Raw genomic sequence first — 21,239 nt, forward strand, 5'->3', positions numbered from 1 at the left:
GAGGAGTCACCGGCCGGTGTGCCGGGTAGGGTCCGTCCACATGAAGCTGGCGTTCTCCACCCTCGGCGTCCCCGGCCTGCCCCTGACCGACGTGCTGCGGCTCGCGACCGCGCACGGCTACCACGGCGTCGAACTGCGCGCCCACCCCGAGGAACCGGTGCACCCCGGCCTCGGCCCGGGCGAACGCGCCGACGCGGCCGCCGCGTTCAAGGCGTCCGGCGTCGAGATCCTGGGCGTCGCGGGATACGCGCGGGTCGCCGCGCCCGGCGACGACGAGCCCGTCCTCACCGAGATCCGTGACCTGCTCGACCTCGCCCGCGACCTGGGCGCCCCGTACATCCGGGTCTTCCCCGGCGGCGATCCGGCGCAGAGCCCCGAGGAGGCCGACGCGACGGCCGCCCGGCGTCTGGGCACCGCCGCCGAGTACGCCACCGACGCCGGCGTGCGCATCCTGCTGGAGACCCACGACTCGCACCGCACCGCCGCCGACGCGATCCGCGTCCTCGGCCTGGTCGGCCACCGCCAGGTCGGCGCCCTGTGGGACGTCATGCACACCTGGCTAGGCGGCGAGCAGCCCTCGGAGAGCTACGCGGCGCTCTTCCCCTACCTCGGCTACATCCAGGTCAAGGACATCGCCTCCGCCGACGACACGACCCCGCTGGCACTCGGCACCGGTGTGCTGCCGCTGACCGAGTGCGTGGAGGTCCTGTCCCGGCACGGCTGGGACGGCTGGCTGTGCTGGGAGTACGAGAAGCGGTGGTACGAGGCCGCCGCCCCGCTGCCCGGCCTGCTGGACGCCGGACGCGAGCACCTGTCCCGGCTGCTCAACGACTCGGCGTGACCCAACAGCTCGGTGTCCCCCACCGGGTCGGCGCCGTCCGGTAAATCATTGGCCCGGGCGGCGGGCGGCCGGATAGCGTTCCGCGCCGTGACCCAGCCCGCGCCGCGCTCCGCCGTCTTCTCGTGAGTCTCACCCGCACGTTCGTCGACGTGCGCCCCTTACGGACGTCCCCGGTGTTCCGGCGGCTGCTGGTCGGCCGCACGGTGTCCACGCTGGGCAGCTTCATGACCATGGTCACCGTGCTGTACCAGGTCTGGGACATGACGCACAGCGCGGTGTGGAGCGGCGCGGTGGGGCTGGCCCAGGCGTTGCCCCTGGTGGTCCTCGGCCTGTTCGCCGGCGCGTGGGCGGACCGGGGCGACCGGCGGCGCATCTTCCTGTTCGCCACGGTCGGCCAGGCGGTCTGCGCGTCGCTGCTGGCGGTGCAGGGCTTCACCGGGCACGTCCCGGTGGCCGGGGTGCTCGCCCTGGTCGCCGCGCAGTCCTCGTTCGGCGCGGTCGCCGGGCCGGCGGCCGGGGTGTTCGTACCCCGGCTGCTGCCCAAGGAACTGGTCGCGTCCGGCCTGGCCCTCCACCAGGTCACCGGTCAGGCGATGATGCTGCTCGGGCCGGCCCTCGGCGGCCTGTTCCTCGGCTGGTTCGGGATCGGCGTCTGCTACCTGCTGGACGCCGTCAGCTTTCTCATCGCCTTCTACGGCGCCTTCGGCCTGCCCGCGCTGGCACCGGAGGGCGAGCCGTCCCGCGCCGGGTTGCACGGTGTGCTGGACGGCCTGCGCTTCCTGGCCGGCCACCGGGTGGTGCGCGGCGCGCTCGTCACCGACCTCGCCGCCACGCTCCTGTCGATGCCGGTCGCCCTGTTCCCGCTGGTCAACGCCGAGCGCTTCGGGGGCGATCCGCGCACGCTGGGCCTGTTCCTGTCGGCCCTCGCCGTCGGCGGGGTCACCGCGTCGGCGCTGTCGGGCACGGTCACCGGGCTCGGCCGTCCCGGTCTGGTCATGCTGTGCGGCGCGGGCACGTGGGGCGCGGCCCTCGCCCTCTTCGGCCTGATGACCGACCCGTGGGCGGGCCTGGGCCTGCTCGCGCTGGCGGGCGCAGCCGACTCCGTGTCGGTCCTCTCCCGCACCACGATCGTGCAGACCCGCACCCCCGACGCCCTGCTCGGCCGGGTGACGGCCGCCGAGCAGATCGTCGGCCAGGCCGGTCCCCACCTCGGCAATCTGCGCGGGGGCGTGCTGGCCGGCTGGACCTCGGGCGCGACGTCCCTGGTGACGGGCGGTCTGCTGTGCCTGCTCGCGGTGGTGTACGTCGGCACGAGCACACCCGAGCTGCGCGACAAGGCACCCGCACCGGACGAACGGTGAACCGCGACGCCCACCCAACCGCACCGCCCGCCCCGGCACCGCGCCGACGAACAGTGAGCCGCGACGCCCACCCGGGCACCGCACCGGACGAACGGTGAACCGCGACACCCGCCCGGGCACCGCTCCGGCCCACCCGCCTCACCGGCCCCTGGACCACCGACTTCGGGAAATCCGGCCCGACCCGGGAACCCCACCCCACCCCCGCCCGTCCAATGCGCAGGTTGCCGGATGAGTCACCGTGGTGCGGTGTCGGCCCTCGCTGCTGGCTGCGATCGCTGACCACCCTCTCCGCCGTGCCGCGGCCGGCAGCACGCCGCCATCGGCGCGCCCCCCTCCAACTGCGCCGATGGCGGCCCCCGTTCGGTTACTGTGCATTCCCTTGACCGGCAGAAACTTCCCGGTTATTGGTGACGTCCTGGAAGTTTCCTTCAGCGGTTCTCCTCCGGAAGGAGCGCACGTGCCCGACACCAGCACGGGAAGCACAGGAAACACCGCGACCCCCTCCAGACGTTCCGTCCTCGCCGCCATAGCGGCCGTCACCACCGCCCTGGCCGTGCGTGGCACCGCGCACGCCGGCGCCGCCCCCGACGACGCCCGGCTCCGCGCCCTCGTCTCGCGCATGACGCTCGAGGAGAAGGTCGGCCAGCTCTTCGTCATGCGGGTGTACGGCCACTCCGCCACCGCCCCCGACCAGGCCGACATCGACGCCAACCTCAAGGAGATCGGGGTCCGTACCGCCGCCGAGCTCATCGCCAGGTACCGGGTCGGCGGCATCATCTACTTCGCCTGGGCGCACAACACCCGCGAGCCGCACCAGATCGCGGACCTGTCCAACGGGATCCAGAAGGCGTCCCTCGATCTGCCGCGCGGGCTGCCCGTGCTGATCTCCACCGACCAGGAACACGGCATCGTCGCGCGCGTCGGGAAGCCCGCCACGCTGTTCCCGGGGGCGATGGCGATCGGCGCCGGCCGGTCGCGCTCCGACGCCCGTGCCCTCGGCCGGATCGCGGGACGCGAGCTGCGCGCGATGGGCATCCGGCAGGACTACTCCCCCGTGGCCGACGTCAACGTCAACCCCGCCAACCCGGTCATCGGCGTACGGTCCTTCGGCGCCGACCCGAGGGCCGTGGCGGCGCTGGTCGCGGCCGAGGTGTCCGGGTACCAGCGCTCGGGCGTCGCGGCGACCGCCAAGCACTTCCCCGGGCACGGCGACACCGAGGTCGACAGCCACACCGGCTTCCCGGTCATCACGCACAGCCGCGGCCAGTGGGAGGCGCTGGACGCACCGCCGTTCCGCGCCGCGATCGAGGCCGGCATCGACTCGATCATGACCGCCCACCTGATGGTTCCCGCGCTCGACGACTCCGGCGACCCGGCCACGCTCTCCCGGCCGATCCTCACCGGCATCCTGCGCGGCGAGCTCGGCTACGACGGGGTCGTGGTCACCGACTCCCTCGGCATGGAGGGCGTACGGACCAAGTACGGCGACGACCGGGTGCCGGTGCTCGCGCTGAAGGCGGGCGTGGACCAGCTCCTCAACCCGCCCGATCTGGACCTCGCCTGGAACGCCGTCCTGAAGGCGGTCCGCAGCGGCGAGCTCACCGAGGCACGGCTCGACGCATCGATCCTGCGCATTCTGCGGCTGAAGGCGAAGCTGGGGCTGTTCCACGCTCCGTACGTCAGCCACTCCGGTGTCGAGCGCACGGTGGGGACCAAGGCGCACCTGGCGGCGGCCGACCGGATCGCCGAGCGGACCACCACGCTGCTGGTCAACGAGGGGAACCTGCTGCCGCTGTCCCCGCGCGGGCACGCCAGGCTGCTGGTCGTCGGCGCCGATCCCGCCTCGCCCTCGGGGACCACGGGCCCGCCGACGGGGGTGCTCGCCGCCGCCCTGACCGAACTCGGCTTCACCGCCACCGCCCTGTCGACCGGCACGGCACCCTCCGCGGCGACCATCGCCCGGGCGGTCGCGGCGGCCCGGGAGGCGGACGCGGTGGTGGCCGGGACGTACAACGTCACGGCGGGCAGCAGTCAGCGGACGCTGGTCGAACAGCTCGTGGCGACCGGGAGGCCGGTGGTCGCGATCGCCGTCCGCAACCCCTACGACGTGGCCCGGCTGCCCTCGGTCCCCGCCTTCCTGGCGACCTACTCCTGGACCGACGTGGAACTGCGGGCGGCCGCGCGCGTCATCGCGGGGCGGGTCGAACCGCGCGGGAAGCTGCCGGTGGCCGTGCCGCGGGCGGACGATCCGGCGCAGGTGCTGTACCCGATCGGGCACGGGCTGTCGTACTAGACGTACGCCACGTACCGGGCGCACCGCCCCCAACATGCGCAAACCGTCCCGTATGTGTGGCGTGGCCCGCCGCGGCGGGCCACGCTGGTCGGGGGTACTCGGGGGGATGGCGATGCGCGGGAGAAGATCCGTGGGGGTGGTGTGCGGGCTGCCGGCGCTGCTCGCGACGCTGCTGACGGGCTGCCAGGGTGCGGCGACCGGGGAGGAGGACGGCCGGCTGGGCGAGCGGTCGTCGGCGGCGGAGTCGCCGGTGCCGACCCGGCCGTCCGGGTACGGGGCGGTGTTCCTCGCGGTCGACGAGTGCAGCTCCTTCGGCACGACGAGCTTCACCGAGGTGCCGTGTGCCGGTGAGCGGGCGGCGGCCCGGGTCGTGGCCCGCCACGACGGCGCGGTGGGCGACGGGCCGCGCTGCCCGGCGACCACGGACTTCGTGCTGCACATCAGCGAGCAGCGGCCCGCGTCCGACGAGGACGGCGACGGGGCGGTGCCGCGCGGCTACGCCTGCATGCGCAACCTCCAGCCGCCGCACCCCGGCGACCCGGGCGGTGGGGGCGGACCCCGAACCATCGTCGGCGACTGCGTCTACGGCTCCGGCGACGGCCAGGTCCGCGAAACGGCCTGCGACGGCCGGGAGAAGGAGAAACCGCAGTACAAGGTGACGAAGGCGGTGAAAGCCCGCGCCGACTGCCCACCGTCGACGGCCCTGTACGTCCGCCTGGGCGGCGACACACCGGTGGGCTGCGCCCGGCGACTGTGAGCGACGGCCGGGAGCCGGAACCGGCACACGGACGCGGCGCCGGCCCGGCGTCGCCACCGGCCCGGTGCCCACACGACTGCCAGCCGTGAAAAGCCACTTCGCGCCGGGCGGCGGCACGTCGATCGGCTGCGCCCGGCCGCTGTGAGCCCCGAGTGGGTGCGGCCGGGCGCGGCGCGTCACGGACGCAGCGTCAGCTCGCGGCGGACGTCACGCTTGTCGAGCTTCGCGTCGAACTTCGCCAGCGGCCTGGCCGCCGACGGGTCGGACTGGACCGCGGCCGGGGCGACGCCCGCCCACTTCAGGATGCGGGCCGTGGCGAGGGCCTTCTCCTCGGGAACGAGACCGGCGACGTTCGCGCCGTGGTTCATGCCGGGGGCCGTGAGGACGTAGGAGTCCTTCGCGCCCTTGCCCAGGCGGAACGGCTCGGCGCCCCACGGGTCGTTCTGGCCGTAGACGAAGAGCATCTGACGGGCGTTGTGGCGGACCCAGGTGTCGACGTCCCGCATGGCCCAGGGCTGGAACGTCATGGGGATCGAGCGGGGCACGAAGTGGCGCGGCGGCAGGTAGCCGTAGCGGAGGTACTGCTTCTCGATGTGCGGGAACTCGATCGTCGGCGCGCCCAGCTGCGTGCCGGCCTGGTAGTAGTACGGCGTGTACGGCTCCAGGCCCTGGTCGGCGTACGCGGCGAAGCCCACGATCGTGTCGACCGTGGTCCAGATCTCCTCGTCGGTGGCGTTCTCGGCGTCGGCCGGGATCCGGTCGCAGTCCTTCAGCAGGCTGTACTGCCAGAAGCCCCACACGTAGTCGAGCACGACCGCCTCGTACGCCTTGTCCAGGCTGCCGATCGTGCTGAAGGTGAGGCCCTCGGCGTCGGCGTACGCCTGGTACCGCTTCTCCAGCGACTCGCGGCGCACCAGCGCCTCGCGCTGCACCGCGTTCAGCCGGTCACGGCACTCCTTGGTGCCGACGGTGGCGAAGAAGCGGTCGTAGGCCGAGTCCTCCTTGTTCACCACGTCGTTGGGGGCGACGTACGCGACGACGCCGTCCATGTCGCGCGGGTAGAAACGCTCGTAGTAGGTGGCGGTCATGCCGCCCTTCGAACCGCCCGTGGAGATCCAGTTCTTGCCGTAGATCTGCTTGAGCGCCGTGAAGACGCGGTGCTGGTCGCTGGCGGCCTGCCAGATGTCCAGCTCGGACCAGTCGGCCGGGTCGGGCCGGGACGGGGTGAAGAAGCGGTACTCCAGGGAGACCTGGTTGCCGTCCACGATCTGGGTCGGCTCGCTGCGGCGGGGCGTCGTGGAGACGTTGTAGCCGCTGGTGAAGAAGACCGTCGGGCGGGAGACGTCCTTGTGCAGCACGGTGATCCGCTGCTGGAACGTGCCCTTCGCCGGGTTCCGGTGGTCGACCGGCTGGGTGTAGTTCAGGACGAAGAAGCGGTAGCCGGTGTACGGCTTCTCCTCGACCAGGCTCATGCCCGGTATCGCGAGCAGCCTCTCCTCGATGTCAGCGGTGCTGGACGGGCCGGTGGCCTCCGGCTCGGCGGCGGTGGCCGCACCGGCCGTGCTCAAGGTGCCTATGAGCACCGTGAGCGCCAGCAGCCATCTGAGCGCCTTGCGCATGCGCACTCCCCTGTGAGACAGATGTGCGCCGGAAGCTAGCGGACCAACTCACCGCAGCACCAGGGGACATGGGGAAAACCCTGTACGGGGGCCCGGGGTGGGGAGGGGTGTCAGCACAGGATCCAGCCGGAGCTGACCGACCCGCGGCCCACCCGGCCCTTGATCCACACGCAGCGCTGCCCGGCGTGCACGGTCACCGGGCCGGCCCGGTACTTGTACCGCCCCTCGTCGACGACCGGCCAGCCGCCCCGGGCCTGCACGCTGACCGACATCTTCCGCTTGGTGCCGGGCCGCTTGGGCAGGGTGACGGCGCAGACGTAGCCGTTGCGTTTGTAGACGAGCACCGTGCCCGTGGAGAACGGCAGCGTTCTGACCTTGCGCCCCGCGCAGTACGCGGCGGCCTGCGCCTCGCCCGGCGCCGCGACCGCGAGCAGGCCGGACGCGGTCAGTACGGCCATGCCGAGCGCCAGGCGGCGACGTATCGCTCCGGTGTCCACTGTCGTCCTCCCGTACCGCGACCACCACGAATCGGCGTACGGGTGTACGGACGCATGACGTATGTCGGATGGTTGCGCGGTCGTCACCAGGACGCGCCGACCGGCTCCTCCGGTTCGGCCTGACCGACGAAGGTCCGCCACAGCTCCGCGTACCGCCCGCCGCGTGCCAGCAGCTCCTCGTGCGTGCCGTCCTCCGCGACCCGGCCGTGGTCCATGACGACGACCCGGTCCGCGCGGGCGGCGGTGGTCAGGCGGTGGGCGACGACGAGGGTCGTGCGGCGGCCCGCCAGGCGATCCGTCGCCTGGTTGACCTGCGCCTCGGTGGCCAGGTCCAGGGCGGCCGTCGCCTCGTCGAGGAGCAGGATGTCCGGGTCGACGAGTTCGGCGCGGGCCAGGGCGATCAACTGGCGTTGCCCAGCGGAGAGGTTGCGGCCGCGTTCGGCGACCTCGTGGAGGTAGCCGCCCTCCAGGGTGGCGATCATCTCGTGGGCGCCGACCGCGCGGGCCGCCGCCTCCACCTCCGCGTCGGTGGCGTCGGGGCGGCCGTAGGCGATGGCGTCGCGGACGGTGCCCTGGAAGAGGTACGCCTCCTGGGGGACGACGCCGAGACGGTGCCGGTAGGAGGTGAGGTCGAGGCCCCGCAGGTCCGCTCCGTCGACGGTCACCCGTCCGCTGGTCGGGTCGTAGAACCGGGCCACCAGCTTCACCAGGGTCGACTTGCCCGCGCCGGTCTCGCCGACGAAGGCGACGGTCTGCCCGGCCGGGATGCGCAGGTCGACCCCGCTCAGTGCCGCGTCGCCCTCGTCGGCGGCGCCGTAGGAGAAGTGCACGTTCTCGAAGGCGATCTCGCCGCGCAGGGAGCGCACCCGGCGGGGCTCGTCGGCCACCTTCGTCGACGTCGGCTCCCGCAGCAGCTCCTGGATGCGGCCGAGGGAGACGGTCGCCTGCTGGTAGCCGTCGAAGACCTGGGAGAGCTGCTGCACCGGCGCGAAGAACAGGTCGATGTAGAGCAGGTACGCCACGAGCGCGCCGGTCGTCAGCGTCCCGTCGTCGACCCGGGCGCCGCCCACGACCAGCACGGCCACGGCGGCCGCCGACGACAGGAACTGCACGAACGGGAAGTACACCGAGATCAGCCACTGGCCGTGCACGCGGGCCCGCCGGTAGCTGTCGCTGCTCTCGGCGAACCGCCGCCCGCCGTCCCGCTCCCGCCGGAACGCCTGCACGATCCGCAGCCCGGACACCGACTCCTGGAGGTCGGCGTTGACCACCGACACCCGTTCGCGGGCCAGTTCGTACGCCTTCACGCTCGCCCGGCGGAAGAAGTACGTGGCGACGATCAGCGGCGGCAGCGTCGCGAAGACGACGAGGGCGAGCTGTACGTCGATGACGAGCAGGGCGACCATGATGCCGAAGAAGGTGACGACCGAGACGAAGGCCGTGACCAGGCCCGTCTGGAGGAACGTCGACAGCGCGTCGACGTCGGTCGTCATCCGGGTCATGATCCGGCCGGTCAGCTCCCGCTCGTAGTAGTCGAGCCCGAGCCTCTGGAGCTGGGCGAAGATCTTCAGCCGGAGCGCGTACAGGATCCGCTCCCCGGTGCGTCCGGTCATGCGGATCTCGCCGGACTGGGCCGCCCACTGGACGACCACCGTCAGCAGGCCGAGCAGCGAGGCCGCCCAGACGGCGCCGAGGGCGAGCTGGGTGACCCCGGAGTCGATGCCGTGCCGGACCAGCACGGGCAGGAACAGTCCCGCGCCGGCGTCGACGGCGACCAGCCCGAGGCTGACCAGGAGGGGAAGGCCGAAGCCTCCGAGCAGCCTGCGCAGGCCGTAACTCTCCTCCGGCCGGACCGCCCGCGCCTCGTCGACGTCGGGAGTGCCGGTGGCCGGGGGCAGCGCCTCGACCTGGGCGAGGAGTTCGGGGGTGGCGGGGCTGCCGTCCATCGCCGTGTCGCGGGGCTCGCGTTCCCCCGCCCACAGCCTCGGCGTGATGCCCCGCTCGGCGTCGAACTCCGCGTCCAGCTCGTCCCGTACGGAGGTGTCCTCCTGCGGCGCGGCCGGCTGGGCGTGGCCCGGGGAGACGGCGCCCAGCTCGTCGGGGTCGGTGAGCAGCCGCCGGTACAGGGCGGACCGCTGCTGGAGTTCCTCGTGGGTGCCGAGGTCGGCGAGGCGGCCGCCGTCGAGGACGGCGATGCGGTCGGCGAGGTTGAGGGTGGAGCGGCGGTGGGCGATCAGCAGGGTGGTGCGGCCCCGCATGACCTCCCGCAGCGCCTCGTGGATCTCGTGCTCGACGCGGGCGTCCACGGCGGAGGTGGCGTCGTCCAGGACCAGCAGCCGCGGGTCGGTGAGGATCGCGCGGGCCAGAGCGATGCGCTGGCGCTGGCCGCCGGAGAGGGTCAGGCCGTGCTCGCCGACGGTGGTGTCGTAGCCGTCGGGCAGCTCGGCGATGAACCGGTCGGCCTGGGCGGTGCGGGCGGCGGCCTCGATCTGCTCCTGGGTGGCGTCCGGACGGCCGTAGGCGATGTTGTTGCGGACGGTGTCGGAGAAGAGGAAGGAGTCCTCGGGGACCAGCCCGATCGCGGCCCGCAGCGACTCCAGGGTCAGCTCGCGCACGTCGTGGCCGCCGACGAGGACGGCGCCGTGTGTGACGTCGTAGAAGCGCGGCAGGAGCAGGGAGACGGTGGACTTGCCGGAGCCGGAGGAGCCGACGACGGCGAGGGTCTCGCCCGGGCGGATCTCGAAGGAGAGCCCGTCGAGGACCGGGCGGGCGGGGTCGTAGCCGAAGGAGACGCAGTCGAACTCGACGGTCGCGGGGGCGTCGTCGGGCAGTTCCTTGGTGCCGTCGGCCAGCGACGGCTCGGTGTCGATCAGCTCCAGGACGCGTTCGGTGCCCGCCCGGGCCTGCTGCCCGACGGTGAGCACCATGGCGAGCATGCGGACCGGGCCGACCAGCTGGGCGAGATACGTGGAGAAGGCGACGAACGTGCCGAGCGTGATGTGCCCGCGCACGGCGAGCCAGCCGCCGAGCGCCAGCATGGCGACCTGGCCGAGGGCGGGCACGGCCTGGAGGGCGGGGGTGTAGACGGCGTTCAGTCGGATGGTGCGCAGCCGACCGGCGAACAGCCGCCGGCTGACCTCCCTGACCTTCCCGGTCTCCTGCTCCTCCTGCCCGAAGCCCTTCACCACGCGGACACCGCTGACGGCACCGTCGACCACGCCCGCGACGGCGGCGGCCTGGGCCTGGGCGTACCAGGTGGCGGGGTGCAGCCGGGTGCGGCTGCGCCTGGCGATCCACCACAGGGCGGGGGCGACGGCGAGCGCGACGAGCGTGAGCGGCAGCGACAGCCACGCCATGATCACCAGGGAGATGAGGAAGAGCAGGATGTTCCCGATGGTCATCGGGAGCATGAAAAGCAGGCCCTGGATCAGCTGGAGGTCGCTGGTGGCGCGTCCGACGACCTGCCCGGTGGACAGTTCGTCCTGGCGCCGCCCGTCGAGCCGGGTGATCGTCGTGAACATCGCCGTCCGCAGGTCGTGCTGGACGTCGAGGGCGAGCCGGCCGCCGTAGTAGCGGCGGATGTAGGTCAGGACGTAGACGGCCAGCCCGGCGCCGACGAGGGTGGCCGCCCAGGGTGCCATGGCGCGGGTGTGGCCGCCGACGACGTCGTCGATGATCACCTTGGTGATCAGCGGGACCAGCGCCATGACGGCCATGCCGGCCAGGGACGAGCCGAGGGCCAGGACGACGTCCTTGGGGTAACGCCAGGCGTAGCCCCACAGTCGTCGTGCCCAGCCGGGCCTGCCCTGCCCGGCCCCACCCCGTTGCGATCCCACGCCGGTGCCCTCCGATCGTCCTGCTTTACCGGAAGGCACCAACACGGACAGAGGCGGATTTCATCCCTCCGCGACCTTCCCGGGACCAAGGTCCCGGGCGGCCCGGGCGCTGGTCCTACGACCTGGGCCGGGGCCCGCGACCGGGCCGGAGTCCTGCGTCGTGGACCAGGGCCGTGTCAGATCCGCACCCGGAGACTGTAGAACCGGGTCGTCTGGACGGGGTTGTGGTTGTCGTCGCTGACCAGGAGCACCTTCAGGCGGTCCTTCGCACGGCCCGTGATCGTCATGCCCTCGATGTTGTCGAGGAGCGGGTTGGGCTGCGGCTGCCTGGCGGTGGCGCCCAGGGAGGGGCAGGTGGCGAGGTCGGCGAGCAGCGTCTTGCGGATCAGCCGGACGCCGGGCTGACCCGTGAGGGTGTCGATGCCGCTGGTGTCGGTGGCGTGGCGCAGGTCGGCCAGGTAGAGGCGGACCGTGTTGCCGACGCCGGGGGTGAAGCCGCGCTCCAGGACGAGGAGGCGGCCGTCGGGGGTCGCCTGCACCTCGGGGACGCCCAGGCCGGAGTCGACCGGGTAGGCGTACTGGGCGGCGGGCCGGAAGTGCCCGTCCGGCGTCCGCCGCCAGGTCGGGAAGCGCACGATGCCGATGCTGTCGCCGGACAGGGCGTACTCCGTCGACGCGAGCAGGGTTCGGCCGCCGGGCAGCAGGGTCAGGCCCTCGAAGGTGCCGTTGGGCTGAGCGCGCCCCGCGGGGCTCACGCGCAGGGCGTCCGGCACGGGGAGGGAGTCGAGGAGGCGGCCGGCCCGGGAGTAGCGGCGGACGGACGGCTCGGTCTCGGAGGTGACCAGCCGGGTGCCGTCGCGGTCGACGACGAGGCCCTCGGAGTCGAGGGCGGTGCCGTCGTCGTCGGCGAGCGGGACGACGCTCTCGGGCGCGAGGGTTCCGGCGTCCAGGTCGAACAGAGCCGAGCGGTCGGACAGGGCAGCGAGCGAACCGTCCCTGTCGACGGCGAGCGCGGACAGGTTGCCGACGAAGGTGCCGTCGTACGTCGTCTTGTCGAGCGCGTCGGAGAAGCGGTCGATGGAGACGGACGGCGAACAGGCGTGGCTCTCGGCCGCGTCGGCCGGACCGGCGGCGGACAGGCAGGTGGCCGCCGCCAGGCCGGCGGTGACGGTGGCGAGAAGGTTTCTCAGGCGCATGGGCGTCACCGTAGGACGGGCCGGTGACGGCCGGGAGTCCGTGCGGTGAAGCGTCATCGGGCGGCGGCGAGGTCCCGGTGGACGACCTTGGCCACGCCCTGGATCGTGGCGATGCCGTAGTTCATGGTGCTGTTGCCGTGGGTGAGCACGGTGATCGTGTAGTCGTGTCCCCCGCCGTCGAAGGTGCCGACGCTGTGCACCCGCCAGCCGTGCGTGGAGCGCTGGAGCCAGCCGTTCTTGACGTGCACGGCGACCCCGGAAGGCGCTCCGTACGGGGTGCCCCAGCGCTGCGAGGAGACGACCTGGCCCATCAGCTTCAGGGTGTAGGCGCGCGCGTTGTCGCTGAGGACGGTGTTCCTGGCGGTGAGCAGCCTGAGCAGTTTCTGCTCGTCGGTGACGGTGATCTGGGTCAGGCCCCAGTAGCCGTTCGCGCCGGGCTTGGTCTGGGTCATGCCGGCGGCGGTGAGGAAGCCCTTGATCTTCGTCAGGCCCAGCTGCTTCCACAGGGTGGAGGTCGCGGTGTTGTCCGACTTGGTGATCATGGCCTTGGCGAGCGAGGCCTCGCGGTCGGTGAGGTAGCGGCCCTGTCTCTTCGCGTCCCACAGCAGCGTGGTCAGGACGGTGACCTTGACGACGCTGGCGGAGTCGTAGGCGGTGGAGGGCCGCAGGGTGCAGGTCGTCCTGCTCGTCCGGTCGTACACGCCGACCGCGACGGTGCCCTTGCGGCCGGCGAGCGCGCCGGTGATGTCCCTCTTCAGCTTGTCGGCGAGGCCCGCCTTGGCGGAGGCGCAGCTGACGGTCGGTGTGGTGGCCGCGGCGGCCGTGCCCGCGGCCACGCCGGGTATGAGCGCGCCGACGGCCGCACCGGCCGTCAGGAGTCTCGTACGGCGGGATGTCCCAGGAGTCATGCACCACTTGACTCACGGGCGGGCGTAAAAGGTTGTCCCCGCAGGGCAGTTCTTTGCCGTCCGCCGGTCCACTTCGGTCCGCTTCCGTCCGGTCCCGTCATCCGATCGACATGTTTTAGTCATGGACACGATCACGCACTCGTGTCACTCTCCCGGTGCCGCCTCCATTCAACCCGCGTAGATGGGACACCCCACATGCTGGCGACACGCATACGCCGCTGGAAGCCGGTGGCGCTGGCCACCGCCGCCGTCCTGGCCGGCCTCACCGCCCCGGCGCTCACCGCGACCCCGGCCGCCGCGACCACCACCGCGTACGACACGACGTACTACCGCGACGCGGTCGGCAAGACGGGCACCGCCCTGAAGTCGTCCCTGCACACGATCATCAGCAGTCAGAACAAGCTGTCGTACGCGGCGCTCTGGGAGGCCCTCAAGGTCACCGACCAGGACCCGAACAACAGCGGCAACGTGATCCTGCTGTACTCGGGCAAGTCCCGCAGCAAGAGCCTCAACGGCGGCGACGTGGGCGACTGGAACCGCGAGCACGTCTGGGCGATCTCCCACGGAGACCTCACCACCTCCACCGGCCCGGGCACCGACCTGCACCACATCCGCCCCGAGGACGTCCAGGTCAACTCCATCCGCGGCAACAAGGACTTCGACAACGGGGGCGGCACCTTCACCAACTCCGGCGGCAGCCTGACCGACTCCGACTCCTTCGAGCCGCGCGACGCGGTCAAGGGCGACGTGGCCCGCATGATCCTCTACATGGCCGTCCGCTACGAGGGCGACGACGCCTGGGCCGACCTGGAGCCCAACGACCGCGTGGCCAACGGCAGCGCGCCCTACACGGGCCGCCTCTCCGTCCTGAAGCAGTGGAACGAGCAGGACCCGCCGGACGCCTTCGAGGAGCGCCGCAACCAGGTCGTCTACGACACCTACCAGAAGAACCGCAACCCGTTCATCGATCATCCGGAGTGGGTCGAGGCGATCTGGTAGGCGGCCGGATCACGGCGAGGTGTTACTCGTGCCGGGAGCCGGCCAGGCGGTCGCCCCGGCTCTCGGCGATCCGGCACACCTCGGTCAGCGACTCCCTCATCCGCTCCAGCAGGAACCGGAGTTGTTCACACGTTGCCCGCCGGTCGGCCACCAGGTCGGCCGCGTGGCCGAGGAGTTCACCGGCCATCGCGAGCTGCACGCTCTCGACCGTGTCGGCCACCCGCGAGACGACTCCGGCCCCGTCGGTCACGAGGTAGCACCGCTTGCCTTCCGCGCCCTCCCAGGGCAGCAGCCGCAGCGTCACCTCCCGCCCTCCGCGCACACCGTGTGCACCATGCCGAGCGAGCCGATGCCGATGCCCAAAACCGTGGCCGGCTGTGCCGCGCGGGGACTGTGCGGACCGACATGGTGGACGGTCGGGCCGCTCGCACGCGCCGCGTCGTCCTTCGGGTCGGGACGGAAGCGCGTCGGACTCAGCAGTAGGCGCAGCACCGTGAAGACGCGGGCGATACGGTGTCCCATGTCGTCAGCTCCCTAGCGTTCGTTGATGGCCACACCCCCGGACCGGTGGCTCGGTCGCGGGGGCTTTCGCTTTCTGTAGCGATGCCCTCACAGCATGAGAGGGCGCGGGCTAGGCTCGCCAGAGGGTCGGATGTGACCAGTCATCTGTCACAAAGGAGTTGGCTCTGTGGGCAGCATCTACGGCGACTGGCTCAAGGAACGTCGCGAGGCGGCCGGGCTGACGCAGCAGCAACTGGCGGACATGGCGGTCATGACGCGTTCGCACATCGCCCACATCGAGGCGGGCCGCCGGGTGCCGTCGAAGGAGGACGCGCGACGGCTGGACAGGGCGCTGAACACGGGGAACGTACTGAGCAGCTTTCTGCCGCAGGACGACGACGCGTCGATCGCCGAGTACTTCGAGAAGGTGCGCGTACTCGAACAACAGGCGGTGATGATCCGCGAGTTCGCCCTGGCGTACGTCCCGGGCATCCTCCAGACGAAAAGGTACGCGCGTGCGGTTCTGGGCGCGGCGTTCCCTCCTGTGAGTGACGAGGAATGTGACAGGCGCGTTGTCACACGCCTTGAGCGCGCGAAGATCCTCGACGATCCGGGGGCGCCGGTGGTGTGGGCGATGCTGGACGAGACGGTTCTGCGGCGTCCCATCGGTGGCGCGGACGTCATGGCGGAGCAGATCATGCACGTCGTTCGTCTCGCGGAGACCGGACGTATCCGCGTGCACGTGCTGCCGTTTGCCGTTGGCCATCATCCGCTGATGAGCAGCATGCTCACGCTGATGTGGTTCGAGGACCAACCACCGCTGGCGTACACCGAGGGCGGGCACGTGGGGAAAGTGCACGATGCCCCGTCCGCAGTCCGGAAGTTGCAGCATCGCTACGATCTCGCCCTGAGTGACGCGATGCCGTTGAAGGACTCACTGGCCCTGCTCAGGGCCACTGCGAAGGAGTACGGGCACCATGACTGAGCACACCATCCCGGACGCGGCCACGCTGATCGGCTGGCGCAAGTCGTCGTACAGCGACGACAACGCCGGCAGCTGCCTCGAAGTCCTCGACCACCACCCCTGCGGCGTCCCCGTCCGCGACTCGAAGAACCCTCACGGCCCCGCCCTGCTCTTCTCTCCTGCGGGCTGGTCGTCCTTCGTCTCGGCGCTCAAGACGGATGCGTAGGCGCGAACATCCGCAACACCGCCGGAAGCACCACCACCGACGGCCCAGGTGAACCCAGTGCCTCCGTCAGGTCCCGCTCCAGGGTCTCGGGGGTCGTACGGACCCCGGGGACCCCGAAGGACTCCGCCAGCGCCACGAAGTCGGGCCGGGTCAGCTCCGTCGCCGTGGCCTGGCCGAACGCGTCCGTCATGTACTCGCGCAGGATGCCGTAGCCGCCGTCGTCGACGATCAGCCAGGTGACGTCCAGGTCGTGCTGGCGGGCCGTGGCGAGCTCGGCGACGGAGTACAGCGCCCCTCCGTCGCCGGAGACCGCGAGGACCGGCCGGGTGGGGTCGGCGACCGCCGCGCCGAGGGCCGCGGGGTAGGCGTAGCCGAGGCCGCCGGCGCCCTGGGCCGAGTGCATGGTGTTGGGGGCCTTGGGGTCGAAGGCCGACCAGGCCCAGTACGACAGGATCGTCATGTCCCAGAACGAGGGGGCGTGGGCGGGCAGGGCCCGGCGCACCGACGCCAGCACTTCCTGTTCCAGGGTGAGTTCCTGGGAATCGAGGCGCTCGGCGACCTTGGCGAGCACCTCCCGCACACGCTCGGGGGCGGCCGGGTCGCTCCGTTCCGTCACGGTCTCCAGCAGCGCCTGCAGCGCCAGGCGCGCGTCGGCGTGGATGCCGAGCGCCGGGTGGTTGGACTCCAGCTTGCCGAGGTCGGCCTCGATCTGGATGACGCGGCCCCGCGGCCTGAAGGTGTGGTAGTTCGAGGAGAGTTCGCCGAGGCCCGAGCCGACCACCAGCAGGACGTCGGCGTCCTCCAGGAAGTCCGTGGTGTGGCGGTCCTCCAGCCAGGACTGCAAGGACAGCGGGTGGTGCCACGGGAACGCGCCCTTGCCGCCGAAGGTGGTGACGACCGGGGCCTGGAGCCGCTCCGCCAGCCGACGCAGCTTCTTCGAGGCGTCCGAGCGCACCACTCCCCCGCCCGCCACGATCGCCGGGCGGGCGGCCCTCGACAGCAGGTCGGCGGCCACGGCCGTCAGTTCCGGGCGCGGCGGCAGGTCGTCGGGGGTGGCGTCCATCCCCGTCACGACCGGGATCACCGTCCGCGCCAGCAGCACGTCCTGCGGGATCTCCACCCACACCGGGCCGTGCGGCGCGGTCAGCGCCGACTTCCAGGCCGCCGCGATCGCCGAGGGGATCTGGGACGGGGTGCGGACCGGGTGGACGGACTTGACCACGCCCCGGAACGAGGCCGCCTGGTCGGGGAGTTCGTGCAGATAGCCGTGGCGGCCGCCGCCCAGGCCGGCCGTCGGGACCTGGCTGCCGATGGCCAGCACCGGGGCCGAGGCCGCCGCCGCCTCCTGCAGTGCGGCCAGCGACATCAGCGCGCCCGGCCCCGTCGACAGCAGCAGCGGCGCCGCCTCACCCGTGATCCGGCCGTAGGCGTCCGCCGCGAACCCGGCGTTGTTCTCCACCCGCAGGCCGACGTACCTGAGGTCCGAGCGGCGCAGGGCGTCGAACATCCCGAGGGCGTGCTGGCCGGGCAGGCCGAAGACGGTCGTCGCGCCGAGCCCGGCCAGGGTCTCCACGACCAGGTCTCCGCCGGTGCGGCCAGGAGGAGGGTTCAGCGCGGCCTCCGTCTGGGCCGGTGTCGGGCGGAGCTCCAGGTCGTGGTCGTGAGTCACTTCGCGTGGGCCTCGGCAATCTGTCGGGTCATGATCGTCGTCAGTTCGTACGCCGTGTGGGACGCGGCCACCGACGTGATCTCCGCGTGATCGTACGCGGGGGCCACCTCGACGACGTCCGCCGAGACCAGGTTGCAGGACGCCAGGCCGCGCAGGATCTCCAGCAGTTCGCGCGAGGTCATGCCGCCGGCCTCGGGGGTGCCGGTGCCGGGGGCGTGGGCCGGGTCGAGGCAGTCGATGTCGATGGAGATGTACAGCGGGCGGTCGCCGATGCGCTGGCGCAGCTGGTCGGCGATCTCGTCGGCGCCGCGGCGGTAGACGTCCGCCGAGGTCACGATGCCGAAGCCCATCTTCTCGTCGTCGGTGAGGTCCTGCTTGCCGTACAGCGGGCCGCGGGTGCCGACGTGCGACAGGGCGGAGGTGTCGAGGATGCCCTCCTCCACCGCGCGGCGGAACGGGGTGCCGTGGGTGTACTCGGCGCCGAAGTAGGTGTCCCAGGTGTCGAGGTGCGCGTCGAAGTGGAGCAGGGCGACCGGGCCGTGCTTCTTGGCGACCGAGCGCAGCAGCGGCAGCGCGATGGTGTGGTCGCCGCCCAGCGTCATCAGGCGCGCGCCCGTGCCGAGCAGCTCGTCCGCCGCCGCCTCGACCGTCTCCACGGCCTCGTTGATGTTGAACGGGTTGACGGCGATGTCACCGCCGTCCGCGACCTGGGCGAGGGCGAACGGGGAGGCGTCCTGCGCGGGGTTGTACGGGCGCAGCAGCCGGGACGCCTCACGGATGGCGTTGCCGCCGAAGCGGGCGCCCGGCCGGTACGAGACGCCCGAGTCGAACGGCACGCCCACCACGGCGACGTCGGCGCGGCCGACCTCGTCGAGGCGGGGCAGCCGGGCGAAGGTCGCGGGGCCGGCGTACCGCGGGACGCGGGAGGAGTCGACGGGGCCGCGCGGCGTCTCGGTGCTGCTCATGGGGAACTGCCTTCTTTCCTGCGCTTCATCGCGTATGAACACGTGTGTACTGCTCTGTACCGCTTGCTCTACGACTCTACTGGGGAGCCGGAACCGCTTCAGACAAGCGTTCGGAGGCCCGTCCGGCGAGGCGTGCGCCAGGCGGCGAGGACAGCCGCGCCGGGGGTGACGAGGACCGACCCTAGGTGGCCGGACAGCGCCTGCGAAGTGTACGTTTCATCCACTCGTACGGAACGAAGTGGAGGGAACGTCCATCGTGCCGGACCCCGCTGTTCCGCCCACGCCGCCGGTGCCCCTCGCCGCCCTGCTGGCCCGCGAGGACCTGGCCCTGCGGCAGATCGCCGGGCCCCAGGGCCCGGACGTCACCCTCCACTGGGCGCACACCTCGGAGATGGCGGACCCGTACCCGTACCTGCTGGGCGGTGAGCTGCTGCTGACGGCGGGCGTGCACATCCCGGAGGCGGTGGGGTCGGGCACATACTTCGACGACTATGTGGCGCGGATCGTGGCGGCGGGCGGCGCGGCTCTCGGCTTCGGTCTCGCGCCGGTGCACGACACCGTGCCGGACGGCCTGGTCGCGGCCTGCGAGGCGCACGGGCTGCCGCTGCTGGAGGTGCCGCCGCAGACCACCTTCTCGGGGGTGGCCCGCGCGGTCTGGCAGCTGATGGCCCGGGCCCGGACGGCGGAGCTGCGCCGGGTGACCGAGGCCCAGCAGAGCCTGGCGGCCGCCGCCGCCCGCCCCGACCCGGTGCCGTCGGTGCTGCGGCAGCTGGCCGGGCGGCTGGGCGGCCGGGCGGTGCTGTTCGGGCCGGAGGGGGCGCAGCTCGCGGCGGCCGGGCGGGCCGTCGCCGAGGAGGTGGGCGAGGCGCTGGCGGAACTGGCGCGGGTCGTCACCATGCGGGCGTCCGCCACCGCCACCGACACCCGCGCCTCCACCCACCTCGCCGCCTACGCCCTCGGTACCGGGCGGGGCTTCGTGCTCGCCGTCGCGACCGCGCGGCGCGACCCCGGTGACCACACCATCGCCTCCGTGGCCGCCGTGCTGCTCTCCCTCCTCACCGGCGAGCAGCAGAGCGGCACGGGCGCGGCCCGCTCCTCGGCGCTGGTACGGCTGCTGCTGGGCGCCCCGCCCGAGGAGGTGGCGCCGTTGCTCGGCGGGGAGCGGTGGCATGTCGTGCACGCCCGGCCGGACGGGGCCGCCCCCGACGTGGTCGCGGCGTCCGCGCTCGGCGCCGCCCTCGGATCGGCGCTGGTCGACCTGGCCGGGGACGTCGTACGGGTCCTGGTGCCGGCCGGCCGGGCCCCGACCCCGCCGCCCGGCTGGACCCTGGGGGTCAGCGCGCCCGTCGCCCCGCGCGACTGGCCCGCCGCCGACACCCAGGCGGCCCGCGCCCTGGCCCGGGCCCGCGCCACCCGGACCGCCCTGGTCCGGCACGGCGACCGGCCCGTCCTGGCCGACCTGGTGGCGCCCGACGAGGCCGCGGCCCACGCCCGCGCCCTCCTCGCCCCGGTCGCCGGGCAACCCGCCCTCACCGAGACGCTGCGCACCTGGCTGTCGCTGCACGGCAGTTGGGACCGCACCGCCGTCGCCCTGTCGGTGCACCGCAACACGGTGCGGCAGCGCATCGCCCGCTGCGCCGCGCTGCTGGACGCCGACCTGGACGACCCGGACGTACGGATGGAGCTGTGGTTCGCGCTGCGGCGGATCTGAGTACCTGAGCGCAGGCCGGCTGAGTACGTGACGCACGTCCCAGCGGTCGATGCGCCAGGGACGCCACGCGCACGGCTCCTTCACAATGGGTGCCATGCCGATACCCGGGACACCCAGCCGCGCCGAACTCGTCGACCACCTCGTCAGGACGCGCATCGCGGGCGACGTCGCCACCCCGCGCGAGAACAACCTCTCCCACTACCGCCAGCTGGCGAACGGCAACCGCCACTACTGGCTCGGCCTGGAGCTCGGCGACCGCTGGACCGACGAGCAGGACGTGCTCGCGGTGATGGCGGAGCGGGTGGGTGTCAACGACGATCCGGAGTACCGGTACGGCCAGGACACCATCGACCCGGAGCTGACCGTCGCGGCCCTGGAGCGCCTGGCCGGACGGCTGCGCAAGGCCGCCGACGGCGGGCAGCGGGTGCTGTTCGCCACCGGTCACCCCGGCGGTCTGCTCGACGTGCACCGCGCCACCGCGGCGGCCCTGCGCGCCGCGGGCTGCGAGATCGTCGTGATCCCGGACGGGCTGCAGACGGACGAGGGGTACGTCATGCAGTTCGCGGACGTGGCGGTGCTGGAGCACGGCGCCACGCTGTGGCACACCCACTCCGGCGAGCCGATGAAGGCGATCCTCACCGCGCTGGAGCGCGAGGGCCGCCCGCTGCCCGACCTGGTCGTCGCCGACCACGGCTGGGCCGGTTACGCCGGACAGCACGGCGTCGACTCCGTGGGCTACGCCGACTGCAACGACCCGGCGCTGTTCCTGGCGGAGTCGGAGGGCACGCTCCAGGTGGCGGTGCCGCTCGACGACCACGTGGTCAGCCCCCGCCACTACGACCCGATGACGGCGTACCTCCTGACGGAGGCCGGGCTGATCTGACCCACGGGTCACC

18 protein-coding genes are annotated in these 21,239 nt (G+C 72.5%); 9 read left to right on the plus strand and 9 right to left on the minus strand.

Going from position 1 to position 21,239, the window contains the following annotated elements; genetic code table 11:
- Window positions 1-40: 40 nt before the first annotated feature.
- From ACFPZJ_RS02840 to ACFPZJ_RS02855, 4 genes are all read left to right on the plus strand, one after another.
- On the plus strand, window positions 41-841 hold the full coding sequence (locus tag ACFPZJ_RS02840) for a sugar phosphate isomerase/epimerase family protein (protein WP_381016631.1): 801 nt from the start codon (window positions 41-43) through the stop codon (window positions 839-841).
- A gap of 122 nt (window positions 842-963) precedes the next feature.
- Window positions 964-2,202, plus strand: a complete 1,239-nt coding sequence (locus ACFPZJ_RS02845) for an MFS transporter (protein WP_381016634.1) — start codon at window positions 964-966, stop codon at window positions 2,200-2,202.
- A gap of 457 nt (window positions 2,203-2,659) precedes the next feature.
- Window positions 2,660-4,495 (plus strand): glycoside hydrolase family 3 protein, encoded by a 1,836-nt coding sequence (locus ACFPZJ_RS02850; RefSeq protein WP_381016637.1) that lies wholly within the window; start codon window positions 2,660-2,662, stop codon window positions 4,493-4,495.
- 112 nt (window positions 4,496-4,607) lie between these two features.
- The gene (locus ACFPZJ_RS02855; RefSeq protein ID WP_381016640.1) at window positions 4,608-5,252 is read left to right on the plus strand and encodes a hypothetical protein; all 645 of its coding nucleotides are present in this window, start codon (window positions 4,608-4,610) and stop codon (window positions 5,250-5,252) included.
- Between the two features lie 176 nt (window positions 5,253-5,428).
- On the opposite strand, the gene ACFPZJ_RS02860 is transcribed toward ACFPZJ_RS02855, so the two are convergent.
- The 5 genes from ACFPZJ_RS02860 to ACFPZJ_RS02880 form a co-directional block, all read right to left on the minus strand.
- Entirely contained in the window at window positions 5,429-6,871 is a 1,443-nt protein-coding gene (locus tag ACFPZJ_RS02860) for a S28 family serine protease (RefSeq protein WP_381016643.1), read from the minus strand.
- A 110-nt stretch (window positions 6,872-6,981) separates the two neighbouring features.
- Window positions 6,982-7,368 carry a hypothetical protein gene (locus ACFPZJ_RS02865; RefSeq protein ID WP_381016646.1) on the minus strand — a complete coding sequence of 129 codons (387 nt, stop codon included), beginning with the start codon at window positions 7,366-7,368 and terminating at the stop codon, window positions 6,982-6,984.
- Between the two features lie 83 nt (window positions 7,369-7,451).
- Window positions 7,452-11,204 carry an ABC transporter ATP-binding protein gene (locus ACFPZJ_RS02870; RefSeq protein ID WP_381016649.1) on the minus strand — a complete coding sequence of 1,251 codons (3,753 nt, stop codon included), beginning with the start codon at window positions 11,202-11,204 and terminating at the stop codon, window positions 7,452-7,454.
- Window positions 11,205-11,380: 176 nt separating this feature from the next.
- Window positions 11,381-12,400, minus strand: a complete 1,020-nt coding sequence (locus ACFPZJ_RS02875) for an esterase-like activity of phytase family protein (protein ID WP_381016652.1) — start codon at window positions 12,398-12,400, stop codon at window positions 11,381-11,383.
- Window positions 12,401-12,453: 53 nt separating this feature from the next.
- Window positions 12,454-13,308, minus strand: coding sequence for a serine hydrolase (locus tag ACFPZJ_RS02880; RefSeq protein ID WP_381016654.1), 855 nt, complete (start codon window positions 13,306-13,308; stop codon window positions 12,454-12,456).
- A gap of 195 nt (window positions 13,309-13,503) precedes the next feature.
- Between ACFPZJ_RS02880 and ACFPZJ_RS02885 the strand changes: the two genes are divergently transcribed.
- Window positions 13,504-14,307, plus strand: a complete 804-nt coding sequence (locus ACFPZJ_RS02885) for an endonuclease I family protein (RefSeq protein WP_381016656.1) — start codon at window positions 13,504-13,506, stop codon at window positions 14,305-14,307.
- Between the two features lie 22 nt (window positions 14,308-14,329).
- Here the strand turns inward: ACFPZJ_RS02885 and ACFPZJ_RS02890 are convergent, their stop codons facing one another.
- Window positions 14,330-14,611: a hypothetical protein gene (locus tag ACFPZJ_RS02890; protein WP_381016659.1), complete on the minus strand. Its 282-nt coding sequence runs from the start codon at window positions 14,609-14,611 to the stop codon at window positions 14,330-14,332.
- On the minus strand, window positions 14,608-14,829 hold the full coding sequence (locus ACFPZJ_RS02895; protein WP_381016662.1) for a hypothetical protein: 222 nt from the start codon (window positions 14,827-14,829) through the stop codon (window positions 14,608-14,610). Before ACFPZJ_RS02895 ends, ACFPZJ_RS02890 begins: the two co-directional genes overlap by 4 nt.
- Window positions 14,830-14,995: 166 nt before the next feature.
- Here ACFPZJ_RS02895 and ACFPZJ_RS02900 point away from each other — a divergent pair, with 166 nt between their 5' ends.
- Together ACFPZJ_RS02900 and ACFPZJ_RS02905 are read left to right on the plus strand one after the other, a co-directional pair.
- The gene (locus ACFPZJ_RS02900) at window positions 14,996-15,793 is read left to right on the plus strand and encodes a helix-turn-helix domain-containing protein (protein WP_381016665.1); all 798 of its coding nucleotides are present in this window, start codon (window positions 14,996-14,998) and stop codon (window positions 15,791-15,793) included.
- Window positions 15,786-15,998: a DUF397 domain-containing protein gene (locus ACFPZJ_RS02905; protein ID WP_381016667.1), complete on the plus strand. Its 213-nt coding sequence runs from the start codon at window positions 15,786-15,788 to the stop codon at window positions 15,996-15,998. Before ACFPZJ_RS02900 ends, ACFPZJ_RS02905 begins: the two co-directional genes overlap by 8 nt.
- Here ACFPZJ_RS02905 and ACFPZJ_RS02910 read toward each other — a convergent pair.
- Window positions 15,982-17,667: a thiamine pyrophosphate-binding protein gene (locus ACFPZJ_RS02910; protein WP_381016670.1), complete on the minus strand. Its 1,686-nt coding sequence runs from the start codon at window positions 17,665-17,667 to the stop codon at window positions 15,982-15,984. The genes ACFPZJ_RS02905 and ACFPZJ_RS02910 overlap by 17 nt on opposite strands.
- Window positions 17,664-18,632 (minus strand): agmatinase, encoded by a 969-nt coding sequence (gene speB, locus ACFPZJ_RS02915; protein WP_381016672.1) that lies wholly within the window; start codon window positions 18,630-18,632, stop codon window positions 17,664-17,666. Before speB ends, ACFPZJ_RS02910 begins: the two co-directional genes overlap by 4 nt.
- Window positions 18,633-18,888: 256 nt before the next feature.
- Between speB and ACFPZJ_RS02920 the strand changes: the two genes are divergently transcribed.
- Together ACFPZJ_RS02920 and ACFPZJ_RS02925 are read left to right on the plus strand one after the other, a co-directional pair.
- On the plus strand, window positions 18,889-20,343 hold the full coding sequence (locus tag ACFPZJ_RS02920; protein WP_381016675.1) for a PucR family transcriptional regulator: 1,455 nt from the start codon (window positions 18,889-18,891) through the stop codon (window positions 20,341-20,343).
- A gap of 94 nt (window positions 20,344-20,437) precedes the next feature.
- Window positions 20,438-21,226: a phosphatase gene (locus ACFPZJ_RS02925; RefSeq protein ID WP_381016678.1), complete on the plus strand. Its 789-nt coding sequence runs from the start codon at window positions 20,438-20,440 to the stop codon at window positions 21,224-21,226.
- The last annotated feature ends 13 nt before the right edge of the window (window positions 21,227-21,239 follow it).

The sequence above is a fragment of the Streptomyces bullii genome (assembly GCF_042657145.1).
Lineage (GTDB): Bacteria > Actinomycetota > Actinomycetes > Streptomycetales > Streptomycetaceae > Streptomyces > Streptomyces bullii.